General features: G+C 71.1%; 16 protein-coding genes. 9 read left to right on the top strand and 7 right to left on the bottom strand.

The features are described from left to right. Positions 1-2: 2 nt before the first annotated feature. From OG780_RS26805 to OG780_RS26815, 3 genes are read right to left on the bottom strand one after another with little or no spacing between them, the layout of a single operon-like run. Positions 3-1,439: an exopolysaccharide biosynthesis polyprenyl glycosylphosphotransferase gene (locus tag OG780_RS26805; RefSeq protein WP_328452307.1), complete on the bottom strand. Its 1,437-nt coding sequence runs from the start codon at positions 1,437-1,439 to the stop codon at positions 3-5. After that, complete coding sequence (locus OG780_RS26810) at positions 1,436-2,635, bottom strand: glycosyltransferase family 4 protein (protein ID WP_328452309.1); 1,200 nt, start codon at positions 2,633-2,635, stop codon at positions 1,436-1,438. The genes OG780_RS26805 and OG780_RS26810 overlap by 4 nt, the downstream gene beginning before the upstream one ends. 40 nt (positions 2,636-2,675) lie before the next feature. Continuing rightward, complete coding sequence (locus OG780_RS26815; RefSeq protein WP_328452310.1) at positions 2,676-3,245, bottom strand: hypothetical protein; 570 nt, start codon at positions 3,243-3,245, stop codon at positions 2,676-2,678. Between the two features lie 323 nt (positions 3,246-3,568). On the opposite strand from OG780_RS26815, the gene chpG reads away from it, so the two are divergent. The 7 genes from chpG to OG780_RS26850 all read left to right on the top strand — a co-directional run bounded on the left by chpG (position 3,569) and on the right by OG780_RS26850 (position 7,775). After that, positions 3,569-3,808, top strand: coding sequence for a chaplin ChpG (chpG, locus tag OG780_RS26820; RefSeq protein ID WP_328452311.1), 240 nt, complete (start codon positions 3,569-3,571; stop codon positions 3,806-3,808). 267 nt (positions 3,809-4,075) lie between these two features. Continuing rightward, entirely contained in the window at positions 4,076-4,378 is a 303-nt protein-coding gene (locus tag OG780_RS26825) for a hypothetical protein (protein ID WP_328452313.1), read from the top strand. Between the two features lie 86 nt (positions 4,379-4,464). Beyond that, a complete protein-coding gene (locus OG780_RS26830) occupies positions 4,465-4,704 on the top strand; it encodes a chaplin (protein ID WP_443062213.1) in 240 nt (79 codons plus the stop codon). Positions 4,705-4,869: 165 nt separating this feature from the next. Beyond that, a complete protein-coding gene (locus tag OG780_RS26835) occupies positions 4,870-5,367 on the top strand; it encodes a DUF5949 family protein (RefSeq protein WP_328452315.1) in 498 nt (165 codons plus the stop codon). Further along, positions 5,367-5,996 (top strand): vitamin K epoxide reductase family protein, encoded by a 630-nt coding sequence (locus OG780_RS26840; RefSeq protein ID WP_328452317.1) that lies wholly within the window; start codon positions 5,367-5,369, stop codon positions 5,994-5,996. Before OG780_RS26835 ends, OG780_RS26840 begins: the two co-directional genes overlap by 1 nt. A gap of 374 nt (positions 5,997-6,370) precedes the next feature. Continuing rightward, positions 6,371-6,925, top strand: a complete 555-nt coding sequence (locus OG780_RS26845; protein WP_443062214.1) for a tyrosinase family oxidase copper chaperone — start codon at positions 6,371-6,373, stop codon at positions 6,923-6,925. Then, positions 6,909-7,775 (top strand): tyrosinase family protein, encoded by an 867-nt coding sequence (locus OG780_RS26850; protein ID WP_328452319.1) that lies wholly within the window; start codon positions 6,909-6,911, stop codon positions 7,773-7,775. The genes OG780_RS26845 and OG780_RS26850 overlap by 17 nt, the downstream gene beginning before the upstream one ends. A 135-nt stretch (positions 7,776-7,910) precedes the next feature. Here OG780_RS26850 and OG780_RS26855 read toward each other — a convergent pair whose 3' ends face one another. Further along, positions 7,911-8,246 carry a chaplin gene (locus OG780_RS26855; RefSeq protein WP_328452321.1) on the bottom strand — a complete coding sequence of 112 codons (336 nt, stop codon included), beginning with the start codon at positions 8,244-8,246 and terminating at the stop codon, positions 7,911-7,913. Positions 8,247-8,443: 197 nt separating this feature from the next. Beyond that, positions 8,444-9,403, bottom strand: a complete 960-nt coding sequence (locus tag OG780_RS26860) for a D-2-hydroxyacid dehydrogenase family protein (protein ID WP_328452323.1) — start codon at positions 9,401-9,403, stop codon at positions 8,444-8,446. A 129-nt stretch (positions 9,404-9,532) separates the two neighbouring features. Here OG780_RS26860 and OG780_RS26865 point away from each other — a divergent pair, with 129 nt between their 5' ends. Together OG780_RS26865 and OG780_RS26870 are read left to right on the top strand one after the other, a co-directional pair. After that, positions 9,533-10,120, top strand: coding sequence for a hypothetical protein (locus OG780_RS26865; RefSeq protein WP_328452325.1), 588 nt, complete (start codon positions 9,533-9,535; stop codon positions 10,118-10,120). Between the two features lie 31 nt (positions 10,121-10,151). Continuing rightward, positions 10,152-10,901, top strand: coding sequence for a YcnI family protein (locus tag OG780_RS26870; RefSeq protein ID WP_328452326.1), 750 nt, complete (start codon positions 10,152-10,154; stop codon positions 10,899-10,901). Positions 10,902-10,999: 98 nt separating this feature from the next. Here OG780_RS26870 and OG780_RS26875 read toward each other — a convergent pair whose 3' ends face one another. Beyond that, entirely contained in the window at positions 11,000-12,406 is a 1,407-nt protein-coding gene (locus tag OG780_RS26875) for a thioester domain-containing protein (RefSeq protein WP_328452327.1), read from the bottom strand. 257 nt (positions 12,407-12,663) lie between these two features. Further along, positions 12,664-13,131, bottom strand: coding sequence for a single-stranded DNA-binding protein (locus tag OG780_RS26880; protein WP_328452328.1), 468 nt, complete (start codon positions 13,129-13,131; stop codon positions 12,664-12,666). Positions 13,132-13,242 lie beyond the last annotated feature (111 nt).

A 13,242-nucleotide genomic window follows, 5' to 3' on the forward strand; every position in this document is an offset into this window, starting at 1 on the left:
GCTCAGCTCCCCGTCGGGCGCACGAGCGCCGCGGCCGTGCGCAGCAGGATGCAGATGTCCTGCCACATCGACCAGTTGTCGATGTACGCGTTGTCGAACCGGCACCGGTCCTCGATCGAGGTGTCGCCGCGCAGCCCGTGCACCTGGGCGAGTCCGGTGATGCCGGTCTGCATCCGGTGGCGGGCCGCGTAGCCGGGATAGGTCTGGCTGAACTTGGCCACGAAGTAGGGCCGCTCGGGGCGCGGTCCGACCAGGCTCATGTCGCCCCACAGGACGTTCAGGAGCTGGAGCAGCTCATCGAGCGAGGTGCGTCTGAGGAACGCGCAGAAGCGGCTCATCTCCTGCTCGCCCGCCACGCTCCAGCGGGTCGCGGCCTCGTGAGCGTCGACCGGGCGGTGGGTGCGGAACTTCAGCAGCGTGAACGGCCGTCCGTCCTTGCCGATGCGCTCCTGCCGGAACACCACACCGGGCCCGTCGGTCAGCCGCAGGACGGCCGCGAACACCAGCAGCAGCGGACTGACCAGCAGCAACAGCGCGCCGGAGACGGCGACATCGAGGAACCGCTTCCCGAACGCGGCGCGCCGGGCGCCGATCGACAGGGGGCGGCAGGCGAAGCCGGCCAGCGTGTGCCGGCCCGCGCGGTCGTACGACGGGGAGTCCGGGTCGACCTCCCACAGCTCGCAGCCCGCGAGGGCCAGCGCCCGCAGCATCGGCCCGCGCCTGACCGGCGGCTCCACCACCAGCACGGCCCGCACCCCGTTCTGGATGAGCGCCCGCTGTACCTCCTCGCCGGTGGTGAGCACCGGCAGTCCGTCGAGGCCGGTCGACTGGTCGGCGACGACACCGACCGGCCGTACCCCGCAGTTCGGGTGGCGCAGGAAGGCCGCGGCCACCCGCTGCGCGGTCCCGGCGGGACCGATCACCAGGGCGGCGCCGGGGTGCTGCGCGAGGGCCCGGCGACGCCGCCAGTGCACGGTGCCGCGGCCGGCGCAGCTGATCACCGACTGCGCGGCGCATCCCAGGGCCAGCGTCCGGGCCGTCAGCGCCTCGTCCGGGGCGAACGCGGCGAAGACGGCGGCCAGCGCGCACCAGGTGACCGCGATCCGCGCGCAGACGGCGGGCAGTTCGTCGAGCAGGGCGGGCAGCGGTGCCGGCCGGTACAGGGAAGCCCTGGCGTTCAGCAGGACCACGACCAGCAGCAGCGCGGCGACGGACAGCGGGTGGCGCTGGATCTCCGTGAGCGTCTGTGCGGCCGTCAGCGCCGCGACGGCGTCCACGGCGGCCAGTGGCAGCCAGGAGACGCGCCGGACCGTGTTCCGCCGTCCGGCCGGGAAACTGAAACCGCCGTCGCTCTCGCGCGACGACATGACCGAGACGGGTGAGAATCCGTACTCCCGGGGCTGTCCGCCGGGGGAGGGAACGGTGCTTTCCGCAGTCACGAGTGGATGGACTCCCTGCACTCGGTGTGGTCCGCGCACATGACCCTTCCGGCGTGCTGCGGCTCTCGGCCGGCCAGCAGTTCGCGGTACACCCCGGCGACCGCGTCGGCCGTGAGGCGCACGTCGTGCGTGGTCAGTACGTGGCGGCGCCCCTGGTTGCCGAGCGACGCGCGCAGCGGGGGATCGGCCAGCAGCGCGCCGATGGCCTCCGCCAGCGGCGCCGGTTCCGGCGCGGCCACCAGACAGCGGGCGTCGTGCCCCGGCGGCAGGCTCTCGCGGGCGCCGTCCACGTCCGTCATGACGACCGGACGCCCGCAGGCCATGGCCTCCAGCGGGGCCAGCGCCATGCCTTCCCAGCGGGACGGCAGCACCACCAGATCGGCGGCCTGGTACCAGGGCACCGCGTCGGCGGCGGCCCCGGCGAACAGCACGTCACGCGGTGCCGCGGCGCGCAGTCGCGCCGAGTCCGGTCCGTCCCCGACGAGCACGAGCCGCGCGGCGGGCACCCGCCGCAGCACCGAGGGCCACGCGTCGAGGAGGATGTCCTGCCCCTTCTGCCGGCACAGCCGTCCCACGCACACCACCAGGGGAGCGGCCGGATCGACCCCCGCGAGCAGCGGCAGCCCGGTTCGTACGGCGTCCGCGGCGGCGGGGTGGAACCGCCCGGGGTCGACGCCGTTGGGGATCACCCTCCAGGGGGCGCGCACTCCGGCTCGTACGCCGGTCGTGCGCTCCGCCTCGCTGACGCACACCACCCGGGACGCCCAGCGCGCGCCCCACCGCTCCCAGCGCAGCGCGAGCGCCGCGGCGGCACCGTCGACGGCCTCGAACGACCAGGCGTGCGGCTGGAACACCGTCGGTACCCGTCCACGCAGCGCGAGCCGGGCCGCGAGCCCCGCCTTCGCGCTGTGCGCGTGCACCACGTCGGGCCGCACCCGCGCCAGGACCCGGCCGAGCCGCCGTACCTCCTGAGCGAGCTGCGGCCCCGGCGCCCGCGTCGCGTGCCAGGGCCGTACGTCCGCGCCGAGCGCCCGCAGCTCCCGGGCGAAGCCGTTGCCGTCCGGGCAGGCGACGGTCACCCGCGTTCCGGCGGCGACCTGGGCACCGACGAGGTCGGTGACCACGCGTGCGACACCTCCGTCGACCGGCTGCGTGACATGAAGGACCCGCGGCGGAGGGTCTGTTGGCAGATGCATGCGCGGTTCCTTGCTCACGGGCGGCGCACCGGGGCGCGCGTCACTGCTTCGCGTCGACGGCGGCGAACAGTGCTCCGATCCAGGCCGCGTCCCGCTGCGAAACGATCCGGAAGGCCAACTGGTCACCCCCGCCGCGGATCCCCTCGCCGAGTTCGAGGACGTCCGAGTCGTGACCGAGGGTGTTCGCGTACGAGGGCACCCGCCTCGGGGCACCGGGTCCGGGCTCGCTGATCATGGAATTCAGCACGTCTTCGCGGGGGTTGGCCAGGTCGCCCGGTGCCGTCGGCGTACCGCGGTCCGTCGAGACGGACAGCGAGTCGCCCCCGCGCACCGCGGGGCACGTGGGTGCCGTGGCGCGGGTGATGCCGGCTGTTCTCACCGAGCCGTGGGGCAGCGCTGCCTTCGCCGAACTCCGGCAGCTGATAGAGGAGTTGGCGGCCCGTACGATTCCGCCGTACTGGAGCGCGTGGTACCGCTGTGTGAACGGGAGCGTCTGTGTCCGCGCGGCGGGCGGCTCCGCGGACGCGGGGCCGCCGGGCGCCCGGAACGCGGCGAGGGCGGAGCCGCCCACGATCGCACGGCGCAGCGGCAGGCCCGGGGAAGTACGCATGACCGGCGGTGCCCTTTCGGGGAAAAGGTTCTGGACGAGAGGACGGGCGGAAATCCGAGAATCGGATGAATCAGGCATGTGCGCGTCGGCTCCCCGCGAGCCCCCGGCGCCCCTGGACGCCTGCTTCCAGCCGTCCTCGGAGAGCCCGACTCTAGTCGGTGTCCTGCTTTGTCATCGAAAGCTGTGATGTGTGTCGGAATAGTGAAGTCCGACCGTCCGAGACATCACCCTTTTGGAGGCACAACCCGCGTGAGCCTCACGCGTTGCACCAGAGCCGGGCATTCCGCCCGGATGTTGTGTCGATTTCCAAGGAGCACTTCTCCATGTCGCGTATCGCGAAGGGCCTGGCCCTGACCTCCGTTGCCGCCGCCGCCGTGGCCGGCACCGCCGGCATCGCCGCCGCCGACAGCGGCGCGCACGGCGCGGCCGCCCACTCCCCGGGCGTCCTGTCGGGCAACGTCCTGCAGGTTCCCGTTCACGTCCCGGTCAACGTCTGCGGCAACACCGTGAACGTCATCGGTCTGCTGAACCCCGCGGTCGGGAACACCTGCGTCAACGGCTGACGCCGTCGCGGACCCTTCTGGCCGGCCGTCCTCCCGAAACGGAGGGCGGCCGGTCCGCGTCGGCGCGTCCGGCGCCGGCCGGCCGCCAGCGCCGGTCGACCGCGCGAAAGCCCGGCACGGGCCGGTGCCGTCCGGCGTGACGCGCCGGGGCTCCCGGCGGGGCGCAGGAATTCTCCGCACGCGGAGTTTCCGTTGCGTTCGGAGCTCGTTAGGCAGCGCACAGAGGAATTCCCTCCGGTGACATCCGTCGCCGAAGAAAGGAACACGATGAAGTCTCTCAAGGCCGCCGCGGTGGTCGCCGGGTCCCTGGTCGTCGCCGGCGCCGCCGCGCCCGCGTTCGCCGCCGGAGCCTCCGACCTCGCGCCCTCCAGCCTCAACGGCGCCCTGGAGACCGTCACCAGCCAGCGTTCGCTCAGCGCGCAGGACGTCCTTCCTCTCCAGCACCAGTCGAACGCGCTCGACACCGAGAACAAGGACTCCGCGCTGAGCGGTGTGAACAGCGCGGCGAAGACGCTGAACACGACTGCCTCCCCCACGCAGCTCCTCGGCGGGCTTCCTCCTCAGGGTTAGTCGTATCCCTTGCGTGCGTGTCTTTCCGCAATGCCCGCGGGCATTTCCCTAGGCTCTGGAGAAAATCTCCGATGAAAGGGCTCACAATGAACACTGCCAAGAAGGCCGCTCTTATTTTCGCCACCGCCGGAATGGCCGCGGGTGCCGCTGCGGGGAGTGCCGTCGCGGACTCCGGGGCCGAGGGTGCCGCGGTCAATTCCCCGGGCGTTCTGTCGGGCAATGTCGTCCAGGTTCCCGTACACGTTCCGGTCAATGTCTGCGGTAACACGGTCGACGTCGTCGGTCTGCTGAACCCGACTTTCGGCAACGCCTGCCTCAACCACTGACGTCGCGCGGCCGATGTGGTGAGAAGGGCCGATTCCCCAGGTGCGGAATCGGTCCTTCGCGCTGTTCGAGCCGCGTACCTCGTTCGTGTGGTCACAATCCCTGGCATCCCCCGGTCGGGTGATATCGAGTCAGAACCCGAACGGGCGTATCGATAAGGTTCCGCGGTGACCTCAACCTCAAGCGAAACGCCCTCACTTCGGAGCGCCGATCTCGGCACGCTCGCCGTCATGGCATTCAGCGGAGAGGCCCCCGACGGCGACATGCCCTATCTCCTCGCCTACTCGCTGGGAGACGGCGAAGGGGGCCCCGAGGGCTCCGCCGCGGCCATCCGGCAGCTGCTCATCGACAACGGACTGCCCGTGGGCGACAAGCTCATCGACGGATCCCGGCAGCCGAGCCTGCCGCTCACCCTGCTCGTCGAGGCCGGCCAGGCCGTCGTCAGCATGCCGTACCTCAATGCCCGGTGCGTGGCGCCGCCGGAGTGGCTCGAGGCGGTCGGGGAACGCGGCTACGCCTACTTCCTGTTCGCCACCCGTGCCTGGCCCGTGGCCCAGCCCGGCAGGCCCGTCGCGCCCGAGGACCTGACGGCCTTCGCGGGCGACGAGGAGACTCTCCTCAGCGCGTCCCACGTGCTGCTGCCCGCGCGCAGGCTGCGCGGCTGATGGCGGCCGCTGCGGGATCGGGGACGAGCGGCGGCAACGGTCCGCGCGGCCACACCGCCGGCAGCGGCCGTGCCCTGGCCCTGCTGCTGGTGATCACCGGGGCGGCCGGTCTTCTCGCCGCGTGGGTCATCACGATCGACAAGTTCAAGCTGCTGGAGAACCCGAACTTCGTTCCGGGGTGCAGCCTGAACCCGGTGGTCTCGTGCGGCAGCGTCATGAAGAGCGAGCAGGCGTCGGCCTTCGGCTTCCCCAACCCGATGCTGGGCCTGGTGGCGTACAGCGTGGTGATCTGTGTCGGCGTGAGTCTGCTGACCGGTGCGGGATTCCCGCGGTGGTACTGGCTGACCTTCAACGCGGGCATGTTGTTCGGAGTCGGATTCTGCAGCTGGCTCCAGTTCCAGTCGTTCTACCGGATCAACGCGCTGTGTCTGTGGTGCTGTCTGGCGTGGGCCGCCACGATCATCATGTTCTGGTACGTCACGTCCTTCAATGTGCGGAACGCGTTTCTGCCCGCCCCGGAATGGCTGAAGGTATTTCTCGCGGAGTTCACCTGGGTCGTTCCGGTGTTGCACATCGGCGTCATCGGAATGCTGATCCTCACCCGCTGGTGGGATTTCTGGACGAGCTGAGATCTCCCTATCGGACGACTAATGAGTCCGTCAGGGAAATCTTGATCTGATGACGTTCCCGGAATCGTTACGTGATACGGACGCCGAGCCCTCGAATCCTGAAAGGGACCGTACCTGAGATGAAGCCGACCGCACGAGGAACTCTCGCCGCCGTCATGACCGGTGTGGCGGCGGTGGGTGCCGCCACGACCCCGGCCACCTCGGCCTTCCCGGCCTGAAGCAGCCTCAGGCCGCGGTGCTCGCACCGCTGGTGAGGACCGTCCCGACGGCGAACCCGGAGATGGGTCCGGGGCCTAGGCGTTCCGTCCCGCGGAGTGGGCCGTCGGCCTTCCCGAAACCGATCGAAACAGCATCAATTCGCCGAGGAGAGAAGCATGTTCGCCAGCTGGATGCCGGGCAGAGTACCGAGGCGCGGGCGGGCGCCGGACGCCCCGGCGCCCGGCCGCGGGACGGAACGCGTGGTGGGCGGGCTGGCGCTGACCCGGCGCGGTGCGATGCGGGGACTGCTCGTGTCGGTCGTCGGCGTTGCGCTGGCCCCCGTCGTCGCGGCTTCACGGCCGCCGCGCCGCCACCCCCGGGACCTCTCCTTCGACGAGGTGTACCGCGGCCGGCACATCCTCGGCAGGCAGAGCCGCTCGGACGGCAGGGCCGCGTTCGCGGGTGTCGAGTGGCAGGTCACGGTGGACGGCCGGCCGCTCCATCTGATGCGCCGCGCGGACGGCAGCTATCTCAGCATGGTGGACCACTACGAGTCGTATCCGACACCGCTGGCGGCGGTCCGCGCGGCCGTCGAGCAGCTGGGCCCGGCCGAGCAGCTCAGGCGCATGGACGGCATGGACGGCAGGGCGGCCGGCATGGGCGGGCGGGGGACCGGCACATGGATGAACGGTACGGAGGGGAGCGGCCACCACCATGGTGTACACGCGTAAGAACGTCAGCACCCTCACGAGCGCGGAGCGGCGCCGTTTCGTCACCGCGATGCTGGAGGTCAAACGCCGCGGAGAATACGACGAGTTCGTCCGCAGGCACATCGACTACTACGTCTCCGACGGCGACGGCGGACTGCGCGCGGCCCACATGGCGCCCTCGTTCCTGCCCTGGCACCGGTGCTTCCTGCTGGACCTGGAGCAGGCGCTCAGGCGCGTGGACTCCGGTGTGAGCGTTCCGTACTGGGACTGGACGCGGGACCGCACACCGACCTCCGCCCCGTGGACCAAGGACCTGCTCGGCGGCGACGGGCGGCGTTCTGACCGGCAGGTCATGACCGGACCCTTCGCCTACGCGCAGGGCAAGTGGACGATCAAGGAAGGGGTGACCGACGGCGCGTTCCTCATGCGTGAGTTCGGCCGCCCGCGCAAGCCGATCCAACTGCCCACACGGGCCGCGCTGAACGCGGCCCTGAACGACCCCGTCTACGACACGGCGCCCTTCGACTCGACGACCACGCGCGGCTTCCGGAACCGGCTGGAGGGGTGGGGGCACGGGACGGGGAACGCCACCTGGGAGAACCACAACCGTGTCCACCGCTGGGTCGGCGGCCACATGCTGGGCGGTGCCTCGGTCAACGACCCCGCCTTCTGGCTGCACCACGCCTTCGTCGACCTTCAGTGGTCCCGCTGGCAGAAGCTGCACAAGGGTGCCCGCTATCTGCCCGAGCGGCCCCCGGGTCCACGTGACTCCCAGTACCGGCGCATCGTCGCCCGGCGGGAGAAGATGCCCCCGTGGGGCGTGACGCCGGAATCGATGGAGGACCACAGCCACATCTACCGGTACGCGTAGCCACAACCACAGCCACAGCCACAGCCACAGCCACAGCCACAGCCACAGCGCAGACACCGGCGCCACGGCACAGGCGCCGGCAACGGCGAGGCCCCCGGCGGTGACGTCCCGCCGGGGGCCTCGCGCGTGCTGGGCTCAGTTGCCGTAGCCGCGGGCCTCGTGGTGCTTCTTGACCTCGTGGTGCTTCTTGGACCCGTGCTTCTTGGCCGACTTGTGCTCCTTGAAGTCGGCGTCGCCGTTCACGCAGGTGTTGCCGAAGGTCGGGTTCAGCAGACCGATGACGTTGATCGTGTTGCCGCACAGGTTGACCGGAATGTGGATCGGGGCCTGGATGACGTTGCCCGACAGGACACCGGGCGAGCCGACGGCCCCGCCCTGGGCGCCGGCGTCAGCCATGGCCATTCCGGCCCCGCTGAGGGCAACGGCACCCGTGCCCACGACGACTGCGGCGGCCTTCGCGATGCGAGACATCACGTTCTCCTTCGACTCGATGAGTGCGATGGCTCGGACGCGACCGCACTTCCCGTTCAACGCGTCCGTCCGCACCTGGTCACGGGCGTTCCGCCAGGGGATCACTGTTCGAACAGGGGCCGGACGAGCGGCTGTTCGTCCGGGCCGGTGATCGGGCGGACCGATGATCGTCCGGGCCGGGGGCCGGGCGGGCGCGGTCAGCCGAGGCGGCGCAGGGGTGTGCCCGCCAGGAACGCCTGGATGTTCTCGACGGCCGCCCCGTAGTACGTCTCGTAGTTGGACCGCGACACATAGCCGAGGTGCGGGGTGGCGAGCAGGCGAGGGGCCGAGCGCATCGGATGGGCGGCGGGCAGCGGCTCGGCGTCGAACACGTCGACGCCCGCCCCGGCGATACGCCCCGCGTGCAGCGCGGCCAGCAGGGCGTCCTGGTCGACGATCGCCGAGCGCGAGGTGTTGACGAGGTACGCGGTCGGCTTGAGCAGGGCCAGTTCGGCGGCGCCGACGAGCCCCCGGGTGCGGTCGCCGAGCGCGAGGTGGACGGAGACGAAGTCGCTGTCCGCCAGCAGCTCTTCCTTGGATGCCGCGAGGTCCACCCCCACCTCCTCGGCCCGTTCCGCGGTGAGGTTCTGGCTCCACGCGCCGACCCGCATGCCGAAGGCGAGTCCCACCTGGGCCACCCGGGCACCGATCTTGCCCAGCCCGAGCAGGCCGAGCCGCCGGCCGTGCAGATCGGCGCCGACGGTGCTCTGCCAAGGACCGCCCGCCCGCAGGGCGTTGTTCTCCGTGACGATCCCCCGTGCGAGGCCGAGCAGCAGGGCCCAGGTCAGCTCGACCGGCGGCGTCGAGGAACTCGGCGTGCCGCACACGGTCACCCCGTGCGCCTCGGCGGCGGCGTAGTCGATCACCGAGTTGCGCATCCCGGAGGCGATCAGCAGCTTCAGCCGCGGCAGCCGGGCCAGCAAGGACGCCGGGAAGGGCACGCGTTCGCGCAGTGTGACGACGATGTCGAAGTCCGCCAGCGCGGCCGCCAGCGCGTCCTCGTCACCGAAGTGCCGGTCGAAACCCGTGACTTCCACGGTGTCCGCGACAGGCGACCAGTCGGTGATCCGGGTGGCGATGCTCTGATAGTCGTCCAGCACGGCACAGCGAAGACGCATGTCGGGTCCCTCCCAGGCTCAGCCGGACCCTACCCGAGCCGTGGCACGCGGAGCCGGGCGGACCACGACGGTGGACCGCGGGGGGAAGCCGCGACGGTCACTCCCTCCCCATGGCAGTATCTGGGCACTATGAATGCGTCGCCGGCGGTACGGAGTCTGCGCGCCGCGGTGTTCGCCGCCCTGTGCGTGCTGCTGGCAGCCGGGGGGCACGCGCTCGCCACCGGACAGGCGCCGCCGCTGTGGGCGGAGGGCGCCGGACTGCTGGCCGTCTTCGCCACCGGCTGTGCGCTGGGCGGCCGTGAACGGTCCCTGTCCGGGATAGGCGGCGCCATGCTGGTCGCTCAGGCCGGACTCCACCTCGGCTTCGAGGCCGCCCGGCCGCGCATGGCGATGAACATGCACGGGATGCACATGGCGCACCCGGCCGTACACGCACTGACCCCGCACGCCACGGCCGCGCATGTCGTCGCCGCTCTGCTGGCGACATGGTGGCTGCGGCGCGGCGAGGCCGCCCTGTGGTCCCTGCTGCGCCGGGCCGTGACGTTCGTCCCGGGGCTCGCCGCATGGTGGAGGACGAGGACGGGACTGTCTCCGGTACGGCTGTACGGGGATGTCGTGCGCCGGACGGCCGCCGAGCCGTGGCCGCTCGGTCAGCCGCTGCTGCGTCACGCCGTCTCGCGCCGGGGCCCGCCGGCAGGGCTCGCTCACACGCCCTGACCACGTTCCCCTTCAGTACGGAGTTCCCCTGATGTCCCCGATCAGCACCACCCTGCGCCGCACCGGCACCGTCGCCGCCCTCGCCGCCGCCGGCGTCCTGACCGCCGCGGGCGCGGCCTTCGCGCACGTGACGGTCCACCCCGAGAGCTACGCCAAGGGAGCCACGGACGGCCTCCTGAGTTTCCGTGTCCCCAACGAGGAGGACACCGCCAGCACCACCAAGGTGCAGATCTTCCTGCCCACCGATCACCCGGTCCTGGGTGTCCTTGTCACCCCGCAGGCGGGCTGGACCGCGAGGGCGACGACCGTCAAGCTGAAGAAGCCCGTCAAGACGGACGACGGCACGATCACCGACGCGGTCTCCGAGATCACCTGGACCGGCGGCCGGATCCGCCACGGCGAGTTCCAGGACTTCCAGGTCGCCTTCGGCCAGCTCCCGGACGACGTCGACCAGCTGACCTTCAAGACGCTCCAGACCTACTCGGACGGCAAGGTGGTCCGCTGGATCGAGCAGCCGCAGAAGGGCGAGGAGGAACCGGAGAGCCCGGCTCCGGCGCTCACGCTCACCGCCGAGGGCGCGGCAGAGAAGCCCGCTTCGGCCGGCACGGGGGCCTCCGGCTCCGACTCGTCCTCCTCCTCGGCCGCCGCTGAATCGACCGCGAGCGACAAGAGCGGCGACTCCACGGCACGCGCCCTGGGCACCGCGGGTCTGATCGTCGGCGTTCTCGGTCTGCTCGCGGCGGCCTTCGCCGTCGTACGCATCCGGAAGGCCCAGCTCTAGTCCGGTACTGACGCCGCCCTCTTGGTGCGGCCGCCGCCCCGTCGACTCCCGTCGGCGGGGCGGCTGATCACCCCGGTCCCGGCCCAGGTGCCGGGGCGTCAGACCTGCGGCGGGGTCTGCTTCCTGCCCACGAGGACCACCACGGCGCCGCCGATCACGACGAGGGCGATGGCCGCGCCGGCGATGACCGGAGTCAGTCCGGAGCCGCCGGTCTCGGCGAGGTCGGTGCCCCCGCCGGTGCCTCCCACCGAGGCCGGGCTCGGCTCGCTGAGGGTCTGGGCCGAGATGTCGCTCGTACCGCCCTGGGTCTTGCAGTCCAGGATGCCCTTGAACCGCTGCCCGCCGCCGTCCGTGGCGCCGATCGTGAAGTCGTACGCCTGGTCCTCCTGCAGCGGGATGGTGAGCGTCTCGGATATGCCCGCCGCGATGGTGTGCTCGACGCCCATCAGCTCGAACGTGAACGCCACGTCGCCCTTGTTCGCGGCCGTGATGTCCACACCGCCCTTCGAGCAGTTCTTCTGGGCGGACAGGGCGGGTATCGCACCCTTCGCCGCCCATTTCGCGCTCGCCGTCGCGGAGACGGTGGACTCGCTGGAGCCGGCGAGGATCTGCGTCTGGCTGCGGGTCTCCGAGGTGAAGGCGCGGCCGACCGGCACCGTCGTCGAGGCCTGCACGGTGAGGGAGGTGGAACCGTCCGCGCCGTCCTTCGGCACGTCGAAGAAGAGCCTGCTCCCGTCCGTCGCGGAGGTGATCGCCCTGCCGTCCTGGTCGACGACCTTCACCCCGCCGGCGGCGATGTCCGTCGGCGGGGTCACCGTCACGCTGCCCGCGTTGGTGTGCACCGTGACCGGGCCGAGCCGCTCACCGGGGTGGCCGGACACCGCGGCGGGGGTGAGCGTCAGCGAGGCCTCGGGCTCCGCCAGGTCCCGCGCGTTCTTCTGCAGATAGTCCGCGAGCTTCTCCGCCTGCGGGTCCGCGGCGTCCACGTCGGCGCCGTCCGAGTACCGCCAGATCGCCACCTGGGTGCCGGCCGCGGCGTCCTGCTCGGTGAGACCGGTGACACCGGCCTTCTCGGCCAGCGTCGCCAGGTCGTTCACCTGCGGGTAGGAGTGCTCGAGGATCCAGCGGATCCGGCCCGCGTCCTTGTTGCCGCTCAGTGATGTGCCGCTCCAGGAGGTCTCCTGGTATCTGGCGTCCCGCTGGGTCGGGTTGTGGAGGTCGATGCAGTAGGTCTGCAGCATGCCGCCGTTCTCGACGGACATCTCGAACAGGCCGGCCGAGACCCAGGAGTCCTCGCCGTTCTCGTGAATGACCGCCGACCCGTACGTCTTCAGGTCCCCTATGGTGGCGGTCGCTCCGCCCTGGCTCTGCGGGATCTCCTCCGCGGCGGCCGTACCGGCTGCGGCGATCGTTCCCGTTGCGGCGAGCCCCCACACCAGGGCCGCGGCGGCGAGACGGGCTGCCCCTCGCCCGCGCGCGGACAACACCGAGAACGCAGATGACACAGAATTCCCCTTCGCGCAGGACCCTTTGACATGGGGGACGGTCCCGCCAGCAGAATCAGAAGCCCCGAGAGCTGTGTTCGGCATCCTAAAGAAGCGCCGCATCGCTCCCCCTGGTCCTGTCGTCCGATAACCGATCTGACTCGGAATCGTTATCGCGATCACTTCGTGAGCTGCACCTATCGACAAATCCATAAGGACTGTTCGCCATGTATTTGTCGATAGGCCGCAGTTCGGTCAGATCGTGGCCCTCGCTGACATCACGTCACCCCGGCCGGTTCCGGACGCGATGGGGACACGCCCTCCGGCGGGGCGTCCGGGACCGACTCCCAACTGGGCTCGGGACGCTGCGCCGCAGCCGGCTCACCCTCCTTGGACGGACGCCGGAAGGCCGACGTACCCCGGGAGAGGTCGTGGCCGATCGCCACCGCGTCGATGTCCGCCGACGTCCAGCTCTGCCCGTCGCGGGTCTCGGTGCGCACCTTCAGCCTGCCCTGCACGATGACGGGATCGCCCACCGACACCGAGGCGCCCACGTTCGTGGCGAGCGCGCGATTGGCCCACACCGTGAAGAAGTTGGTGTGCCCGTCCGTCCACCCGTTCTTCTCGCGGTCCCAGTACCGCGAGGTCACCGCCAGCCGGAACCGCGCCGACGCGCCGTTCGCCAATTCCCGGTACACGGGCCGTGTCGCCACGTTGCCCACCGCGCACACCATCGTCTCGTTCATCGTGAATCCCTCCCGTGCGGATGCGTCTGCCGCGGCGAACGCATGCGCTGCGATCGCCGCGGGATCAGACTGCCTCCGCCCGGCCGGGCCCGCTGGACGCTGTGGGCCGAC

Source organism: Streptomyces sp. NBC_00386 (assembly GCF_036063235.1).
Classification (GTDB): domain Bacteria; phylum Actinomycetota; class Actinomycetes; order Streptomycetales; family Streptomycetaceae; genus Streptomyces.

Bases quoted from the DNA above. Each gene is read 5' to 3' on its own strand.
- OG780_RS26815 (WP_328452310.1), bottom strand. From the start codon at position 3,245: ATGCGTACTTCCCCGGGCCTGCCGCTGCGCCGTGCGATCGTGGGCGGC.
- OG780_RS26825 (WP_328452313.1), top strand. From the start codon at position 4,076: ATGAAGTCTCTCAAGGCCGCCGCGGTGGTCGCCGGGTCCCTGGTCGTC.
- OG780_RS26810 (WP_328452309.1), bottom strand. From the start codon at position 2,635: ATGCATCTGCCAACAGACCCTCCGCCGCGGGTCCTTCATGTCACGCAG.
- OG780_RS26855 (WP_328452321.1), bottom strand. From the start codon at position 8,246: ATGTCTCGCATCGCGAAGGCCGCCGCAGTCGTCGTGGGCACGGGTGCC.
- OG780_RS26850 (WP_328452319.1), top strand. From the start codon at position 6,909: ATGGTGTACACGCGTAAGAACGTCAGCACCCTCACGAGCGCGGAGCGG.
- chpG (WP_328452311.1), top strand. From the start codon at position 3,569: ATGTCGCGTATCGCGAAGGGCCTGGCCCTGACCTCCGTTGCCGCCGCC.
- OG780_RS26865 (WP_328452325.1), top strand. From the start codon at position 9,533: ATGAATGCGTCGCCGGCGGTACGGAGTCTGCGCGCCGCGGTGTTCGCC.
- OG780_RS26840 (WP_328452317.1), top strand. From the start codon at position 5,367: ATGGCGGCCGCTGCGGGATCGGGGACGAGCGGCGGCAACGGTCCGCGC.
- OG780_RS26870 (WP_328452326.1), top strand. From the start codon at position 10,152: ATGTCCCCGATCAGCACCACCCTGCGCCGCACCGGCACCGTCGCCGCC.
- OG780_RS26880 (WP_328452328.1), bottom strand. From the start codon at position 13,131: ATGAACGAGACGATGGTGTGCGCGGTGGGCAACGTGGCGACACGGCCC.
- OG780_RS26830 (WP_443062213.1), top strand. From the start codon at position 4,465: ATGAACACTGCCAAGAAGGCCGCTCTTATTTTCGCCACCGCCGGAATG.
- OG780_RS26845 (WP_443062214.1), top strand. From the start codon at position 6,371: ATGTTCGCCAGCTGGATGCCGGGCAGAGTACCGAGGCGCGGGCGGGCG.
- OG780_RS26860 (WP_328452323.1), bottom strand. From the start codon at position 9,403: ATGCGTCTTCGCTGTGCCGTGCTGGACGACTATCAGAGCATCGCCACC.